The sequence below is a fragment of the Mesorhizobium sp. W050 genome (assembly GCF_054719535.1).
Genome location: NZ_JBTTIH010000001.1, coordinates 3,480,362 through 3,495,860, shown reverse-complemented (window position 1 = coordinate 3,495,860; position 15,499 = coordinate 3,480,362). Strand labels below are relative to the sequence as shown.

Below are 15,499 nucleotides of genomic sequence, written 5' to 3'. Positions count from 1 at the left end.
AGGAAAAATCAGCCGCTGGAGAGCGCCCAAATGGCCGTCGCATTCACCTTTCCGGGACAGGGCAGCCAGGCTGTCGGCATGGGCAAGGACCTCGCCGACGCCTTCCCCGAGGCACGCAGGGTGTTCGAGGAAGTCGATGATGCGTTGGGCGAAAAGCTGTCGAAACTGATCTGGGAAGGCCCGGAAGAGGCGCTGACCCTGACTGCCAATGCCCAGCCGGCGCTGATGGCGGTCTCGCTGGCGGGAATCCGCTCGCTGGAAGCGCGCGGCTTTTCGCTGAAGGACAAGGTTGCCTACGTTGCCGGTCATTCGCTCGGCGAATATTCCGCCCTTGCCGCGGCCGGTTTCGTTTCGGTCGCCGATGCCGCCCGGCTGCTGCGCATCCGCGGCAACGCCATGCAGGCGGCGGTGCCGGCCGGCGAGGGCGCCATGGCGGCGATCATCGGACTGGAACAGCCCGACGTTGAAGCCGCTTGCACCGAGGCCGCAACGGGATCCGGCAAAGTCTGCCAGATCGCCAACGACAATGGCGGCGGCCAACTGGTGATCTCCGGCGCCAGGGCGGCGGTGGAACTCGCCGCGAAACTGTGCACCGAAAAGGGCGCCAAGCGGGCGCTGATGCTGCAGGTCTCGGCCCCCTTCCATTCGGCGCTGATGGCGCCGGCGGCCGATGTCATGCGCGAGGCGCTGGCCGGGGTGACCAAGAATGCACCGGTGGTGCCCGTCGTCTCCAACGTCACTGTAGTCCCGACCAGCGACCCCGACGAGATCGCGCGCCGCCTGGTCGAGCAGATCACCGGCCGCGTGCGCTGGCGCGAAACGGTGGAGTGGTTCGGCGCCAATGGCGTCGCCACGCTGTTTGAGATCGGCGCCGGCAAGGTGCTTTCCGGCCTGGCGCGGCGGATCAGCCGCGACATCGCCACATCGGCCGTCGGCACGCCGGCCGATGTCGAGGCGGCGCTGGCCGCTCTTGCATAATCCACTGGCGATTCAACCCCTCCCGTGGGAAGGGTGTTCTCTTAAGATCAGGAGACGAAAATGTTCGAACTGACCGGCCGCAAGGCGCTCGTCACCGGCGCATCGGGCGGCATTGGCGAGGCGATTGCCCGGGTGCTGCATGCGCAAGGCGCCATTGTCGGCCTGCACGGCACCCGCATCGAGAAACTGGAGACCCTGGCCGGCGAACTCGGCGACCGGGTAAAGCTGTTCCCGGCCAATCTTGCCGACCGTGACGAGGTCAAGGCGCTTGGTCAGAAGGCCGAAGCCGAACTCGAAGGCGTCGACATACTGGTCAACAATGCCGGCATCACCAAGGACGGCCTGTTCGTGCGCATGGCGGACGCGGATTGGGACAGCGTGCTGGAGGTGAACCTCACCGCCGTGTTCCGGCTGACCCGCGAGCTGACCCATCCGATGATGCGCCGCCGCCATGGCCGCATCATCAACATCACCTCGGTGGTCGGCGTCACCGGCAATCCTGGCCAGACCAATTATTGCGCCTCCAAGGCCGGCATGATCGGCTTTTCCAAGTCGCTGGCGCAGGAGATCGCCACCCGCAACATCACCGTCAACTGCGTCGCCCCGGGCTTTATCGAATCGGCCATGACCGACAAGCTCAACGACAAGCAGAAAGACGCGATAATGGCCGCGATCCCGACGCGCCGTATGGGCACGAGTGTTGAAGTGGCGTCGGCCGTCGCCTATCTCGCCTCCAACGAGGCAGCCTACGTCACCGGCCAGACCATCCATGTCAACGGCGGCATGGCCATGATCTGACGGGATATTGCCTGGTGATAAGAAGACATGGCCGGCTTGTGAAAAGAGACCATTTCGCCTTGGACCTCAGCCATTTTTCGTGTAATGCGGCCCGCAACCCGGCGGTTCGGGCAAAAACCGGTCCGGCATCGTTGCGTTTCCGGCAGGACCATCTTTCAGCTTGATTAGCGGCATTCTGCCCGCTAACGAAGACAGACAAACAAAAGACGAGGATGCCCCAAATGAGTGACACCGCAGAGCGCGTCAAGAAGATCGTCATCGAACATCTTGGCGTCGATGCCGACAAGGTGACGGAGCAGGCGAGCTTCATCGATGATCTGGGCGCGGACAGCCTCGACACGGTCGAACTCGTCATGGCCTTCGAAGAAGAGTTCGGCGTCGAGATTCCGGACGATGCGGCCGAGACCATCCTGACCGTCGGCGATGCCGTGAAGTACATCGACAAGGCTTCGGCCTGACACTATCCGCAGTCATCACCGGGGAGGACCTGCGATGAGGCGTGTCGTCGTCACGGGCCTTGGCCTGGTTTCGCCGTTCGGCATGGGCTTCGAGCACAGCTGGAAGGAACTTCTGACCGGCCGCAGCGCCGCCAAGCGCGTCACCGAGTTCGAAGTGGAAGATCTTGCCTGCAAGATAGCCCACGTCATTCCGCGCGGTGACGGCACCAACGGCACGCTCAATCCCGAAGCCGTGCTCGAGCCCAAGGAACTGCGCAAGATCGGCGACTTCATCCTTTACGGGATTGCGGCCGCCGACGAAGCGCTGAAGGATTCCGGCTGGGAGCCCAGCACCGAAGCCGAGCGCTGCGCCACCGGCGTCATGATCGGCTCCGGCATTGGCGGCCTCGAGGGCATCGCCGAGAACGCTATCATCCTGAAAGAGCGCGGACCGCGCCGTATCAGTCCATTCTTCATTCCCGGCAACATTATCAACCTGGTATCTGGCCAGGTATCGATCCGGCATGGGCTGAAAGGCCCCAACCACGCCGTCGTCACCGCCTGCTCGACCGGCGCGCACGCCATTGGCGATGCCGCCCGCCTGATCATCTTCGGCGATGCCGACGTGATGCTGGCCGGCGGCGCGGAATCGCCGGTGACCAGACTATCGCTTGCCGGCTTCGCTGCTTGCCGGGCACTGTCCACCGACCGCAACGACACGCCTGAGAAGGCCTCGCGTCCCTATGACCGCGACCGTGACGGCTTCGTCATGGGCGAGGGCGCCGGGGTCGTCGTGCTGGAAGAACTCGAACACGCCAAGGCGCGCGGCGCCAAGATCTATGCCGAGGTCACCGGCTACGGCCTGACCGGCGATGCCTATCACATCACTGCACCGGCCGAAGACGGCGACGGCGCCTTCCGCTGCATGACGGCGGCGCTGAACCGGGCCAAGCTGACGCCCGCCGACGTCGACTACATCAACGCGCACGGCACCTCGACCATGGCCGACACGATCGAACTCGGCGCCGTCGAGCGGCTGGTCGGCAACGCCGCCTCGAAAATCTCGATGTCATCGACCAAGTCGTCGATCGGCCATCTCCTGGGTGCCGCGGGCGCCGCCGAGGCGATCTTTTCGATCCTCGCTATCAGAGACAACATCGCGCCAGCCACCATCAATCTTGACAACCCGGAACGCGAAACCGCGATCGATCTTGTTCCGAACACGCCACGGCATCGCCAGGTCGACGTGGCGCTGTCCAACTCCTTCGGCTTCGGCGGCACCAACGCTTCGCTGGTATTCCAGCGTTATACAGGCTGATTGCGGTATCGACCGGCGCGCCAGCGGTCTGTCGTCAATTTTGCCATATTCAAGCCTACTCTGCCGCTGGGGATTCGTCGCATCGGCCTGAAACCGAAGGCGCTTTTTTTAAAAGCACGATGCGTAGGCTTGAAATGTTAGGGCACGCTGTGCGTCCAATCGGGCGCATGGTCGCTCTAAGAGATCAGATGGTAGGGCGCTAATGAACACCAATCCGGGCGGCAGCGGACAATTCGGACAAAACCAGCAGACCGGCCCGATCGTGCCGAAGACCGCGGCCGAAGCTTTGCGCCCGGAAGCCGGCACACCACCACCAAAGCGCTCGCGCGCCTCGCGCAGCCAAGTCGTCGTGTTCATGAACTTCGTCATCTCCGCGGTGATGTTGATGATCCTCGCCGCCGGCGTTTCGCTCTATTTCGGCAAGCAGGCATTCAACGAACCGGGCCCGTCGGTGGCCGGCGACACCTTCCTGGTCAAGCCGAGCACCGGCGTCCAGGATATTGCCGACCAGCTCGAACGGCGTGGGCTGATCAGCGATGCCCGCATCTTCCGCATCGCCGTGCGGGTCTATGGCAATGATTCAGCGCTGAAGGCAGGCGAATACGAGATAAAGCCGCGCGCCTCCATGCGCGACATCATGGAGCTTCTGAAGAGCGGCAAGTCGGTGATGTATTCGCTGACCATTCCCGAGGGCCTGACGGTCGAGCAGGCGCTGCAGCGCATCGCCGAGCAGGATGCGCTGACCGGCGACATGCCGGCCGCCAAGCCGGCTGAGGGCAGCCTCGCCACCGACACGCTGCGCTTTACCCGCGGCGCCACGCGCCAACAGATGGTCGACAAGCTGCTCGCCGACCAGAAGAAGCTGGTCGACGAGGTCTGGCAGCGGCGCGCGCCCGACCTGCCTCTGGCCAATGTCGACGACTTCGTCACCTTGGCCTCGATCGTCGAAAAGGAAACCGGCCGGGGCGACGAGCGCTCGCGCGTTGCCGCCGTCTTCCTCAACCGTCTGGCCAAGGGCATGCGGCTGCAATCCGATCCGACCATCATTTACGGCCTGTTCGGCGGCAAGGGCAAACCCGCCGACCGGCCGATTTATCAATCTGACATCCAGAAACAGACGCCTTACAACACCTATCTGATCAACGGCCTGCCGCCGACGCCGATCGCCAATCCCGGCCGCGCCGCGCTCGAAGCCGTCGCCAACCCGTCGAAGACCGATGATCTCTATTTCGTCGCCGACGGCACCGGCGGCCACGTCTTTGCCACCACGCTTGCCGAGCACAATGAGAACGTTGCCCGCTACCGGGCACTGCAGAAGAAGCAGGCTGAAGACGCCGCCAAGGGCGCCAAGACTCCGGGCCAGACCGATGCGCCGGCGGATGGCGACGACAACGGTGACGCAAGTGGCGATGCCGCCGGTGACAGCGGTGATGCCGGCGGCGATACGGGTGCCGCCCAGTAGCAGGTCGGCGCTTTCAGACGGATCGACCTTAAGCAACGCGGACAGAGGCGGACGCGCTGCTGCTTTGAACGAGTAGCGGGGTTCGAAGCGTTTTCGGTCTTGCTCGGGTGCCTCTGCTTCTCTATTTCAGCCCTGCGAGATCGAAACGACAGCGGAAATCAACATCTTGCCGGTATTGCGATTCTGACATTCGCGCCGCCCGTGATATCGAACGCATGCGCAATTTATAGAATCGGACCATCAGGGAGACACGAGCCGCATCATGAATTTGCAGAGCATGACCGGATTTGCACGCACTGTTGCCGAACATGACGGCGCCTCGATCGCCTGGGAGGTCAAGTCGGTCAACGGCAAGAGCGTCGAGGTCAGGTTGCGGTTGCCGCAAGGTTTCGAGCGGCTCGAACCGACTGTGCGGCAGACGCTGCAGAAGCGCTTTTCGCGTGGCAATTTCCAAGCGACGCTGACCGTCGGCCGCGCCGCCGGCCAGCAGGCGCAGCCGGTGGTCAACGAAGCCTTCCTCAGGGATCTGGCGGGCTTGGCCAAGCGGCTGCAGGACCAGTTCGGTGTTGGTCCGGCAACTGCCGACGGTCTGCTTTCCCTGCGCGGCGTGCTCGATATCCCTGAAACCAGCGAAACCGAGGAGGTGCGGGCAGCACTCGACGCGTCAATCCTGTCCGCGCTGGAAACGGCGCTTACAGGTCTCGAGCAGGCACGCCAGAACGAGGGCGAAGCGCTGCGTTCGCTGCTTTCTGGCCATATCGACGCCATTGAGGCGCTGACGCTTCAAGCCGAGGCCGACCCGTCGCGCGAACCCGCGGCGATCCGCGAGCGGATCGCCGAACACGTGCGGCTGCTGATGGATGCGTCGGCCAATCTCGATGCCGGCCGGCTGCACATGGAAGCGGCGTTCCTGGCCACCAAGGCCGATATCCGTGAAGAGATCGACCGGCTGAAGACGCATGTGGCGTCGGGCAGAGCGCTGCTGGCAAATGGCGGCGCCATCGGCCGCAAGCTCGATTTTCTGGCGCAGGAATTCAACCGCGAATCGAATACGCTGTGTTCCAAGTCGAACGCCGCCACTGTCACCGCCATCGGGCTGGAACTGAAGGCGGTGGTCGACCAGTTTCGCGAACAGGTCCAGAATCTGGAGTAAACCCGAATGGGTGGCAAGGAGCCGATGGTTGCCAGGGATCTCGGATCCCGCATTCGCCGCCGCGGGCTGATGCTGGTCCTGTCGTCGCCGTCGGGCGCCGGCAAGTCGACGATCGCGCGCAACCTGCTGGAAAGCGACGGCAGCCTGGAATTATCGGTCTCGGTCACCACCAGGCCACGCCGCGGCTCGGAGATCGAGGGCGTCCACTATCACTTCCGCACCACGCGCGAGTTCGAGCGGCTGCGCGATTCCGACGCGTTGCTCGAATGGGCCGAGGTGCACGGCAATTGCTACGCGACGCCGCGCGAGCCGGCCGAACTGGCGCTGGCGCAGGGCCGTGACATGCTCTTCGACATCGACTGGCAAGGCGCCCAGCAGCTCAAGGAGAAGATGCGCGCCGACATCGTCTCGATCTTCATCCTGCCGCCGTCGATGAAGGAACTGAAGTCGCGCCTCAAGCGCCGCGCCGAGGACCAGGAGCACGTGATCGAGACCAGGCTGAAGAACGCCCGCAACGAGATCGAGCACTGGAAGGAATATGACTTTGTCATCGTCAACGACGATCTCGACCGCGCCTTCGCCGAAGTGCGTGGCATCGTGACGGCGGAAAGGCTGCGGCGCGACCGCCGGCCCGGGCTGTTCGATTTCGTCTCGGGGTTGCTGGACGAGAAGACGGAATAGGCAGCTGTCGTTCCCCGATGGCCGGCTGTCCCCATGAAGGCGTCTTTGGCAAACGATCTGGCAATATGGACGCTGTGGGCATCTGTTACTGGCTGGCGATATCTTTTATGAGTTCTGCCAATGGGGTTTCCTCGCCGGCAAAGCTCTCAATCATCGCATTCAGGACGTTTTCGCGACCGAGCATATCGGCATTGAATGGGAATCCCGCATTCTCCATCAGCATTGCCAGAAAGGTAAGCTGCGTGCGGCCGTTGCCTTCGCGAAACGGGTGGACGGCATTGATTTCGGCCAAAACATGCGCGGCCCGAACGGCGAAGGCGTCGAGGTCGAGTTCGCAGAGATAATCACCGTCGGCGAGTTCGCCGAAAATTCTATGCATTTCCTGGTTGATATACTCAGGATAGCAGAACCAGTTGCCCCCCTTGCCGATGCGGATGGCGCGAACCTCTCCCGCCCATTCATAAACGTCCTGGAACAGGTGATGATGGACAGCCTTGTAGTGCTCGAAATCCAGACGGCCTGCGGGGATATGTTCGTCGGCCCTGGTCAGGAAAAGTGCCAACTCGAATTCATCGAGTTGGGCCTGGTCTTTGATATTCAGCCTGTTGCGGAGAACGGTCGTGCCTGGGTAGCACAGCGGATCATGTTCAGCGGCATAGACCACCTGCCGATCCTACTTCTTGCGGGTTACTTGGTCCTTGATAAGCGCCCTGCGCTCATCCCCGCTCAGGCCGCGCTCACGGCTTTCCTTCAGAATGAAGCCCATACGTTGCGATAGCTTCAAGCCTTCAACCGCGCTGATTTTTTCGCCCCTGCCGCTGGTCAGGACAAACTGGCCATTTTGGGTCGGCCGGAGGCTTGAGGTACTCTTTTTCATATGACGACAATATCACGCTCGGCGACTCACCGGCAACTGCATGCCGCTATATGCTGCTTGTCGTCGCTGTCACACAGGATGCGATTTGGGTCCACGGCCGACCAGCGCCGCCGGTCAAACCGCGTTTGTCAGCCGCACGAATTCCTCGACGCTGAGCGTCTCCGCACGCCGGGTCGGATCGATGCCGGCGCGCGTCAGCAGTGCCTCGCCACCCAGGCTCTTCACGCTCTGCCGCAGCATTTTCCGGCGCTGCCCGAAAGCGGCTTCGGTGACGCGACCGAGTTTTTTCACGTCGGTTGACAAAGGGCTGGCGCGCGGCACCAGATGCACCACCGAGGACGTTACCTTGGGTGGCGGCGTGAACGCTTGCGGCGGCACGTCGAAGGCGATCCTCGCCTCGGTCCGCCAGCCCGCCAGCACGCCGAGCCGGCCATAAGCATCGCTGCCGGCACCGGCGACAATGCGCTCGGCCACCTCGCGCTGGAACATCAGCGTCATCGATTGATAGAAGGGTGGCCAGTCCGTCACGGTCAGCCAACGGATCAACAGCTCGGTGCCGATATTGTAGGGCAGGTTGGCGGCAATCCTCACCGGGCCGCCTTGTGACGCGGTCTTGGCAAGAGCGGCAAAATCCGTCTTCAGCGCATCGCCGCTGATCACCTCGAGCCGGCCCGGATAGTGGTTGGAGACCTCGGCCAAGGCCGCAAGGCAGCGTTCGTCGCGCTCGATGGCGACGACGCGGCGGGCACCGGCAGCGAGCAGCGCCCTGGTCAGCCCGCCGGGGCCGGGGCCGACCTCGATTACCGTACTGTCGCTAAGGTCCCCGGCGACGCGCGCGATCTTGCCGGTCAAATTGAGGTCGAGCAGGAAATTCTGGCCAAGCGCCTTCTTTGCCTGCAGTCCATGGCGCTCGATCACCTTGCGCAGCGGCGGCAGCCCGTCAATGCTCATGAATTTTGGGCTCATGATTTGGGCTCATGATTTTTGGCTCATGCAACCGCGGGCTTTGCGCCGGTATCGGCCAGCCGGCGGGCCAGCTTTAGCGCCGCGATCAGGCTGTCGGGACGTGCGATGCCCTTGCCGGCGATGTCGAAGGCTGTGCCGTGATCGGGCGAGGTGCGGATGAACGGCAGGCCAAGCGTGACGTTGACGGCCTGGTCGAAGGCCAGCGCCTTGGCCGGGATCAACGCCTGGTCATGATACATGCAGACCGCCACGTCGTAGCCGGCGCGGGCGCGCGCATGAAACATCGTATCGGCCGGCAGCGGTCCGAAGGCATCGATGCCTTGCGCCCGCAACATGTCGACCGCAGGACGAATGATGCGCTCGTCCTCTGTCCCCATGGCGCCGCTTTCGCCGGCATGCGGATTGAGGCCGGCCAGCGCGAGCCTCGGCCTGGCGATGCCGAAACGGCGTGCAAGATCGCCGGCGGTGATGCGCGCGATGGCAACGATCAGCTCCGTCGTCAGCGTCTTCGGCACCTCGGCCAGCGCTATGTGGATGGTGACCGGAACGGTGCGCAATTCGGGGCCGGCGAGCAGCATCACCGGCGTCACCGTGCCGCCGGTGTGGAGCGAGGCCAGATGCGCCAGATATTCGGTGTGACCGGGAAAGCCGAAGCCGGCATCGTAAAGCGGCTTCTTCGCGATCGGACAGGTGACGACCGCGGCCGCGTGACCGGCAAGGCAGTCGGCGACGGCGCGATCGATGGCCTCGATGATGCCGGCGGCATTGGCCGGGTCGGGCCGGCCGGGATCGTCGGTGAAGTGGGCCGCCAGCGGCACCACGGGCAAGGCGTGTTGAAAGACACCAGCTGCTTGGGCCGGCACCGTCTCGGCGATTGCCACCGCCGCGCCGAGCCGGCGCGCCCGCGCGGCAATCAGCGCCGGATCGGCGAGAAGATAGAAGGGCGCGGCACCGGAACCGCGGGCGCTCTGCCACGCGGCAATGGCGATTTCCGGACCGACGCCGGATGGATCGCCGACGCTCAGCGCCAGCGGAAGCTCTGTCTCACGCACGGCTGGGCCGGTTCAGCGCGTAACGATCTTGGCTTTCGCCTTCAGCTCTTCGACATATTTGGCCGAGAGCTCGTCGGCGTTCTTGTCGCCGCTGCCTTCGCTCTGGAACACCATCTGGGCCGCCTTGTCGTCGGAAACCTCGCGCGACGAGCAGATGCCGATGAATTCAATGCCGCGATCGGTCTCGCGCACGGCCGTGGCGCCGCCCAGCTTGGTGGCCTTGATCTGCTCGGCCCAGTCCGGCGGCAGTTGCGGCGCCAGCAATCGGGGGAGGTCGCGAACGGTGACGTCGATCAGGCCCTTGGCGAATTCACGCGTGGTGTTGCAGCCATTGAAGCGGGCGCGCATGGCTTCGGCCTCGCGCTTGCGTTTGGCGAGTGTGGCACTGCGCTCGGCCTTCGGCACCACGAAGATCACCTGCTGCAGCATGTACTCGGTGGCGCTTGGCTTGGCGCCGCCTTTTTCGAGCATGCGCTTGACCAGATCCTGTTCGCTCACCTGCCCGCCGCCGCCGCTGTAGCGTGCGCTCAGCGCCTGGTTCCACGCCATCTGGGAGCGGATGAATTCCTTGAAATGCTCCTTGGTCACGCCGGACTGCGCCATGACACCGTCGAGCTGCTTGAGCTGCATCTTGTTGCTCGAGGCAAAGCGCTGATAGGCAGCCTCTACCTGGGCGTCGGAGATGCGGATGCCGAGACGCCTGGCCTCCGCCATACGCAGCGTCTGGTCGATCATTTCCTGACCCGCGTCACCCTTCTTGCGCTGCAGTTTCAGGAAGGCAGCCCGGTGCGCGATGTCGCCGGTGGTGATCGGCATGTTGTTGACGACATACTTGATTTCACTGGCGAAGGCCGGCGGTACCATCATGGTGACAGAGACCGAGGTCGCCGCCAACAGGAGCGCGAATCCTGCCGAAAACAGGTATTTCCTCATCGAAAGCATCCCAATTCTAGCCCGGTTTTGGCCGATTCCAGCCCGATATTGGCGAAATCCGTGCCCGCTTTGTGCGGCAAAACGATGTCGTCAGCCGGCTCTACTGGATGGAGTCGATCGAGCTTTGGGACGAGCCGAAATCGCCGAGCGTGCGGAACGACAGGTTGAAGCCGACATTCTGCGACACTTCCTTGGTGTTGATGTCGCGTGATTCCGAGTACGTCATCAGGTAGGTGAAGCAGGAATCATTGTAGGCAAAGCCGACGCCGTCCTTGACCAGCACGCTTTGTTGCAGGTCGTAGGTGCCGGTGCCGAAGACGCGCCAGTTTTCGGCCAGGTGTGTCGAGGCGCCGAGCGTGACTTCGTGGCGGTCGGTGGTGAAACCATAGAGCGGCTGCGCCTGGATGAAGGCGTATTTGGCGCTCAGCGAAACCGGCAGCCCGGAATAGGCGGCCTTCACCTCGGCACGGCGAACTTCGAAGGTCTGCTCGTCGAAGCGGCCGCTGAGCGAACCGGAGAAGCCGCTCGGGCTGCTGAAGCCGACAAGGCCGACATAGTCGGAGGTCGAAGTCTCCAAGCCGGAATCGGCGCCCGCATTGACCAGATCCGGTGAATCGAAGGAGTTGCGCCCGCCCAACTGGTAGGATTGGCCGAAGATCGCGTTGGTGCCCCAGCCATTGTCGTAGGCGCCGGAATAGCGGAACCCGACATTGGCGCGGCTGCCGCCTTCGACGCGGTCGTAGCCGGAGAACTTGTCGCGCTCGAACAGCGTCGTGGCGTCGAAGACGAAGCTCTGTGCATCCTCGTTGGGAACGGCGAGCCCGCCGACATACTGCTCATTCGGGCGCATGAAGACCTGCGCCATCGGCTCGACGATATGGCTGGAGCCGGTCATCGAGAACAGCACCGGCCAGCGCATTTCAAGTCCGGCGGTCGCCATGTACCGGGCGAAGGAAGACCGCATGTCGTCGGCGGCACCGACATTCGTTGCCATCTGGTTTACCGCAGTCAGCGAAGCCGAAGAAGCGTTGAGATAGTCGACGTCGCCCTGCAGAGCCAGAAGGGGCGTCAACTGCAATCCGCCGTCCGTGGTGAAGGTACGCTTCCATTCGGCCTCGGCGGTGAGGCGACCGGATTCGCCCTCGATGCCGCGCACGCGCTGGACGCCTGAGCCCGGCACATAGGGGGTAAAATAGGCCTGATCGAGATCGTCGCGGCGGATGATGCGCGCATTGACGTTGAACGACAGCTGGCCGCCGGCCACCGACATGTCGGGGATGTAGGCATAATCGAGCGACGGCAACACCCAGGGCTGCTTGTCGCTGCGCGATGCGACGTTGCCGTCCGGTGTGTTCTCCTGAACCTGGAAGCGCATGGCGCGCACATCGAAATAATTGCGGTCGTTTAGGCCGGTCAGGTAGACCGACGATTGATGCACGGCGTCGTTGTAGCCTTCGATCGTATAGGTACGCGAAAAATTCTTGTCGGTCTGCAGCAGGATATCCCAGCCGAAGTCCCAGCGCGGATTGATGGCGAACTGGCCCTTGGTGCCCATCATGCCGCGGAACTTGTTCGGATCGCCTGCTGGCCCCGAATTGACATTGTAGCCGCCGGGGAAAGCCGCGAAATCACGGAAAGCGCCAGGGTCCTGCTGGTTGATTCCGGCAAGCTTCAGCGTGTATTGGCCATTGTTGAAGCGCTGGCGCCACTCGGCCTCGCCGAGGAAACCCTGCTTGGTGTAGCCGCTGCCGGTAACGGTGAGGTCGTAGGTCGGCGACAGGGCAAAATAGTAGGGGACTTTGACGCCGACGCCGAGACGGTTGTTGTAGCCGATGCTGGGGATCAGGAAACCGCTTTTGCGCTTGACCGTAGGGTCGGCGATCTCGAACGCCGGCAGATAAGCCAGCGGGAAACCGAAGAATTCGAAATTCGCGTTCTCGAAGCGAACCGTTTTCTTTTCGCCGTTCCAGATGATCTTCCTGGCTTTGATCCGCCAGGTCGGCGCCTTGTCCGGCTTGTCTTCGCAAGGCTCGCAGGCCGTATAGACGCCGTTGTGGAACGTTGTCAGCACGCCGCCCATGCGCTCGGCGCTTTCGGCGGCGAAATAGGCTTTTTCGGGCGTTTCGACGCGCAGCGCATTGACGAAACCGTCAGCGAAATCGTCGGTAATGTCGATATGCTGCGAGTTGATCTTGGTGCCGTCGCTGTTGACGATCTCGACATTGCCGCTGGCAACCAGCCGCTTGGTGTTTCGATCATAGACGACGCGCTGGGCGACGAGCTTGTTGCCGCCATAGTCGATCTGGACGCCGCCGATGGCGGTGACCGTCTGGTTGTCGTTGTTATAGACGAGCGTGTCGGCCGCCAGCAGCATCTGGGAGCCGGAGGGAACCTTCCTTGCCACGTCGGTAACGTCCTGCGCCAGCGCAGGGCCCGTCAGCACGCCGCAGGCGAGCAGGCATGCCAAGGCGCTCGCCGAATAGAGGCGCGCCAAACCGGCCTGCCTATGGCTGCGCAAAGCCGCCTCCCTCACTAGCCGTCTTCCTTGTATAGCAGGAATGTCACCCCAAAGAACATAGCCACGACAACCGGAACCCATGCAGCCACGGCTGTGGGCACGAATCCCGCAACGCCGAATGCCTTGACCAATACCGAAACGACATAAAGCAGAAAGCCGGCGAGGACGCCACCCAGAATCATCGTTGCCGACTGCCCCATCCTCGCAAATCGCATTGAAACTGTTGCCGCAATCAGCGTCATGGCCACAAGCAGGAACGGTAACGCCACCAGCGAATCGAACTGCATGGCGAAGGCATTTGCCTTGAGGCCGAAGGAGCGGGCAACCTCAATCTTGCCGGGAAGGTCGTAAAACGGGATGGTTTCGGGGCGCGCCAGCCGTTCCTGCACGAATTCCGGCTTGAGGTTGGTCGGCAACTGGTCGGTCGTTTCGGAACGGATGTTGCCGTCCTTGAACACCTTGACGTCCTGCAATTCCCAGTAGCCGTCGCGCAGAAAGGCCCGGGCGGCGTCCTTGCGCTCGACGATATTGCCCTGCGGATCGAGGACGAAGAACACGGTGTCGGCCATTTCCAGGCCCTGGTTCAGGATGGCGCGGGCGCCGATGATGGTATCGCCGGAGTTGGTTTTCTGGCGGATCCACGGCGTGGCATCGGCCGCCACCGCGTTCGAATTGCCGGATCGCAGCTGGTTTTCCATCTGCTCCGACCATGAGAAGCCATGCGCGGCGATCGGATTGAGCACGCCGACCGACAATATGCCGAATAACAGCGCACCGATGCAGCAGGGCAACAGAAACTGCCAGGCCGACACTCCGGCCGAGCGCGCAATCACCAGCTCGTATTTTCGGTTGAGCGAGACCAGCGTCGCCATCGCCGAGAACAGGCCGACGAACGGCACCGTCTGCAGCATGATCATCGGCATCCTCAGCGCCGAGATGGCGACCGCCGTGCCGTAGGTGAAGCCCGGCAGGCCGGTGATGCGGCCGGACAGCTCGGTGAAGTCGATCAGGAACACCAGCGCCAGAAGGCCGATGAAGAACCAGATCGTGATCGACACGTAGCGAAAGAAGAAGTAGCGGCCCAGGGTCCAGCCCATCGTCAGGCTCCCTGGCCGGATGTGTAGCGCCGATTGAGGCGCAGCTTGAGCGCCGTCCAGCCATCGCTGACGCGGCCGGCGAAATTCGTCATCCAGTCGGCCCAGCTGCCGGGCAGTTCCATGCTTCGCGAGGTGACGATGAACCAGATGGCGACCGCCGAGGCGATGACCGGCACGCCATAGACCATATAGGCGTATTGCGGGATCTTGTCGGCCTTGCCGGCGGCAAAGAAGCCCAGCCAGCGCACGAACAGCGCAATGGCGATGGCTGTGATCAGCGGGTGGATGCGCGCCTCGCGGTGTGAGCGCGCATCGCCTGCCACGGCCAGCGCGATCAGCGCGAACACCAGCGAATAGGACCATTCGGAAAAGCGCTGGTCGAGCTCGGCCTTGTAGGCACCGGGCCTGCGCTGGAAGATCTTGTCGTTCGGATCCGGGTTGAGCAGGTATTGCGTCGTTCGGTCCTTGGGCAGGAGCATGATATCGTTCGCCGCCGACATGAAGGCGGAAAGGTCGAAGGCGTAGGACGTGAAGCGAATGACCGACAGGTCGCCGGTCAGCGTCTTGCGATGAATGACGCCGTCATTCATCATCAGCACCTTCTCGTCACCCTTTTCGACGACGCTGCCGCTCTTGGCATAATAGATCAGATTGGCGCCTTCCTCGCGCGAATCGGCCACGAAGATGCCGCCGAGCCGGTTGTCCGGCAGCCGCTCGCCTATCTGCAGGAACAGCCCGTCGTCGATCTTGCGGAACGTGCCTTCCTGGATGATCAGCGACAAGAGATCGGCGCGCGAGGATGCTATCAGCTGGCGGTTCTTCTGCCTGGCATAGGGTTCGACGCCATTGTCGACCGCGAAGGAAAAGACGCTGGCCGCCAGCGCGATCAGCAGGACCGGCCGCACAATCGTCCAGCGCGAGGCGCCGGCGGCGTTGATGACGGCCAATTCCGAATCGGAGTTCATGACGCTGAGCGTCTGGGCCACCGCCACCACCAGGGCGAATGGCACCACGATCGGGATGATGGTGGGGATGATGAGGCCCGCGACCTCGAAAAAAGTGAGCGCCGATTGGCCACTGTCGGTGACCAGGTCGATGCGGGCAAGCACCTGCGTCGTCCAGACAATGGCCAGCGTCCAGATCAGCGCAGCGAGAAACACCGCCAGTGCGCGACGCATGATGTAGCGTTCAACGACCTTCATGTAAGGCTTTTCTCGATTTGCCGAACG

General features: G+C 63.0%; 15 protein-coding genes. 7 read left to right on the top strand and 8 right to left on the bottom strand.

Translation table 11 applies throughout. From position 1 onward, the window contains the following. The first annotated feature begins 30 nt into the window (after positions 1-30). The 7 genes from fabD (at position 31) to gmk (ending at position 6,827) form a co-directional block, all read left to right on the top strand. The gene (gene fabD / locus ACYG9Y_RS17110) at positions 31-978 is read left to right on the top strand and encodes an ACP S-malonyltransferase (RefSeq protein ID WP_023705360.1); all 948 of its coding nucleotides are present in this window, start codon (positions 31-33) and stop codon (positions 976-978) included. Between the two features lie 60 nt (positions 979-1,038). Then, positions 1,039-1,776, top strand: coding sequence for a 3-oxoacyl-[acyl-carrier-protein] reductase (gene fabG / locus ACYG9Y_RS17105; protein WP_023685686.1), 738 nt, complete (start codon positions 1,039-1,041; stop codon positions 1,774-1,776). Between the two features lie 221 nt (positions 1,777-1,997). After that, a complete protein-coding gene (locus ACYG9Y_RS17100) occupies positions 1,998-2,234 on the top strand; it encodes an acyl carrier protein (RefSeq protein ID WP_006203723.1) in 237 nt (78 codons plus the stop codon). Between the two features lie 34 nt (positions 2,235-2,268). Further along, positions 2,269-3,531 (top strand): beta-ketoacyl-ACP synthase II, encoded by a 1,263-nt coding sequence (gene fabF / locus ACYG9Y_RS17095; protein WP_023685687.1) that lies wholly within the window; start codon positions 2,269-2,271, stop codon positions 3,529-3,531. Positions 3,532-3,733: 202 nt separating this feature from the next. Beyond that, positions 3,734-4,993 carry an endolytic transglycosylase MltG gene (gene mltG / locus ACYG9Y_RS17090; protein ID WP_023672727.1) on the top strand — a complete coding sequence of 420 codons (1,260 nt, stop codon included), beginning with the start codon at positions 3,734-3,736 and terminating at the stop codon, positions 4,991-4,993. Positions 4,994-5,255: 262 nt separating this feature from the next. After that, complete coding sequence (locus tag ACYG9Y_RS17085) at positions 5,256-6,146, top strand: YicC/YloC family endoribonuclease (protein WP_023738605.1); 891 nt, start codon at positions 5,256-5,258, stop codon at positions 6,144-6,146. 6 nt (positions 6,147-6,152) lie between these two features. Next, positions 6,153-6,827, top strand: coding sequence for a guanylate kinase (gene gmk / locus ACYG9Y_RS17080; RefSeq protein ID WP_023672729.1), 675 nt, complete (start codon positions 6,153-6,155; stop codon positions 6,825-6,827). A gap of 85 nt (positions 6,828-6,912) precedes the next feature. Here gmk and ACYG9Y_RS17075 read toward each other — a convergent pair whose 3' ends face one another. The 8 genes from ACYG9Y_RS17075 to lptF all read right to left on the bottom strand — a co-directional run bounded on the left by ACYG9Y_RS17075 (position 6,913) and on the right by lptF (position 15,472). Next, positions 6,913-7,491 (bottom strand): Fic/DOC family protein, encoded by a 579-nt coding sequence (locus ACYG9Y_RS17075; RefSeq protein WP_023738606.1) that lies wholly within the window; start codon positions 7,489-7,491, stop codon positions 6,913-6,915. A gap of 9 nt (positions 7,492-7,500) precedes the next feature. Continuing rightward, positions 7,501-7,704 (bottom strand): hypothetical protein, encoded by a 204-nt coding sequence (locus tag ACYG9Y_RS17070; protein WP_023693963.1) that lies wholly within the window; start codon positions 7,702-7,704, stop codon positions 7,501-7,503. A 114-nt stretch (positions 7,705-7,818) separates the two neighbouring features. Continuing rightward, a complete protein-coding gene (gene rsmA, locus ACYG9Y_RS17065) occupies positions 7,819-8,655 on the bottom strand; it encodes a 16S rRNA (adenine(1518)-N(6)/adenine(1519)-N(6))-dimethyltransferase RsmA (protein ID WP_023738607.1) in 837 nt (278 codons plus the stop codon). A gap of 38 nt (positions 8,656-8,693) precedes the next feature. Further along, positions 8,694-9,722, bottom strand: coding sequence for a 4-hydroxythreonine-4-phosphate dehydrogenase PdxA (pdxA, locus tag ACYG9Y_RS17060; RefSeq protein ID WP_031253537.1), 1,029 nt, complete (start codon positions 9,720-9,722; stop codon positions 8,694-8,696). Between the two features lie 12 nt (positions 9,723-9,734). Beyond that, positions 9,735-10,664 (bottom strand): peptidylprolyl isomerase, encoded by a 930-nt coding sequence (locus ACYG9Y_RS17055; protein WP_023738609.1) that lies wholly within the window; start codon positions 10,662-10,664, stop codon positions 9,735-9,737. A 91-nt stretch (positions 10,665-10,755) separates the two neighbouring features. After that, on the bottom strand, positions 10,756-13,188 hold the full coding sequence (locus tag ACYG9Y_RS17050; RefSeq protein WP_023738610.1) for an LPS-assembly protein LptD: 2,433 nt from the start codon (positions 13,186-13,188) through the stop codon (positions 10,756-10,758). After that, a complete protein-coding gene (gene lptG / locus ACYG9Y_RS17045; RefSeq protein WP_023695591.1) occupies positions 13,188-14,270 on the bottom strand; it encodes an LPS export ABC transporter permease LptG in 1,083 nt (360 codons plus the stop codon). Before lptG ends, ACYG9Y_RS17050 begins: the two co-directional genes overlap by 1 nt. Positions 14,271-14,272: 2 nt before the next feature. Continuing rightward, positions 14,273-15,472: an LPS export ABC transporter permease LptF gene (gene lptF, locus ACYG9Y_RS17040; protein WP_023672737.1), complete on the bottom strand. Its 1,200-nt coding sequence runs from the start codon at positions 15,470-15,472 to the stop codon at positions 14,273-14,275. Positions 15,473-15,499 lie beyond the last annotated feature (27 nt).

Bases quoted from the DNA above. Each gene is read 5' to 3' on its own strand.
- fabD (WP_023705360.1), top strand. From the start codon at position 31: ATGGCCGTCGCATTCACCTTTCCGGGACAGGGCAGCCAGGCTGTCGGC.
- fabG (WP_023685686.1), top strand. From the start codon at position 1,039: ATGTTCGAACTGACCGGCCGCAAGGCGCTCGTCACCGGCGCATCGGGC.
- ACYG9Y_RS17100 (WP_006203723.1), top strand. From the start codon at position 1,998: ATGAGTGACACCGCAGAGCGCGTCAAGAAGATCGTCATCGAACATCTT.
- fabF (WP_023685687.1), top strand. From the start codon at position 2,269: ATGAGGCGTGTCGTCGTCACGGGCCTTGGCCTGGTTTCGCCGTTCGGC.
- mltG (WP_023672727.1), top strand. From the start codon at position 3,734: ATGAACACCAATCCGGGCGGCAGCGGACAATTCGGACAAAACCAGCAG.
- ACYG9Y_RS17085 (WP_023738605.1), top strand. From the start codon at position 5,256: ATGAATTTGCAGAGCATGACCGGATTTGCACGCACTGTTGCCGAACAT.
- gmk (WP_023672729.1), top strand. From the start codon at position 6,153: ATGGGTGGCAAGGAGCCGATGGTTGCCAGGGATCTCGGATCCCGCATT.
- ACYG9Y_RS17070 (WP_023693963.1), bottom strand. From the start codon at position 7,704: ATGAAAAAGAGTACCTCAAGCCTCCGGCCGACCCAAAATGGCCAGTTT.
- rsmA (WP_023738607.1), bottom strand. From the start codon at position 8,655: ATGAGCATTGACGGGCTGCCGCCGCTGCGCAAGGTGATCGAGCGCCAT.
- ACYG9Y_RS17055 (WP_023738609.1), bottom strand. From the start codon at position 10,664: ATGCTTTCGATGAGGAAATACCTGTTTTCGGCAGGATTCGCGCTCCTG.
- lptG (WP_023695591.1), bottom strand. From the start codon at position 14,270: ATGGGCTGGACCCTGGGCCGCTACTTCTTCTTTCGCTACGTGTCGATC.
- lptF (WP_023672737.1), bottom strand. From the start codon at position 15,472: ATGAAGGTCGTTGAACGCTACATCATGCGTCGCGCACTGGCGGTGTTT.